Annotated in this window: 1 protein-coding gene; it reads right to left on the reverse strand. The window is 69.4% G+C overall.

Features of this window, described 5'->3' with window-relative positions:
* On the reverse strand, nucleotides 1-611 hold a 611-nt coding region (locus GLO27_RS19560), incomplete at both ends, for a DUF222 domain-containing protein (protein WP_167256644.1).

Consider the following 611-nt stretch of genomic DNA (forward strand, 5'->3'; position numbering starts at 1 on the left):
TCCACCAGCGGATGTGATGCGCCCTCGTCATCTCCGGCGGCAATCCGCACATCGCGCATCCCCCGTCACGCTCCACCAACGCCAGCCGTTGCGCCCGGGTGAACAACCGTTTCTCCCGCCCCCAATCGAGAACCTCACTGTCCCCACCGAGAACACACGGGATCACGCCACCCCCGGCCGCCATCCGCCGCGCCGCCCCGACACTGACCGGCTGATCCACACCATCCACGGTCGCCGACCCGGTCCCGGCCTCCAGATCATCCAGACCCACCCGCACGATCACCCTCGCACCCGCCACCGGAACCCGCCGCTCACACCCGATCACATGCGCGCAGAACACCGAAAGAGCATCCGCCTGGATCATCGGCACCGTCCGCCGATCCCCATCAGGAGCGCCCGCATCGGGAGCATCCTTCCGCGCCGCGAACACCGCCGTCACGAACCCCCGGATCGCCGTCACCACCGGCGCCGCGGTCTCCACATCGAGAACCGCGTTCAGATGCACCATCCCGTCCCGCTCGAACAGCGACAACGCCCGCCTGCCACGGCGCTCGTCCTCACGCGGCTCCACCCCATCCGGGTCAAGCCACGCCTCCACCCGCACCACGAGC

The sequence above is a fragment of the Microbacterium sp. Be9 genome, assembly GCF_011754135.1.
Taxonomy (GTDB): domain Bacteria; phylum Actinomycetota; class Actinomycetes; order Actinomycetales; family Microbacteriaceae; genus Microbacterium; species Microbacterium maritypicum_A.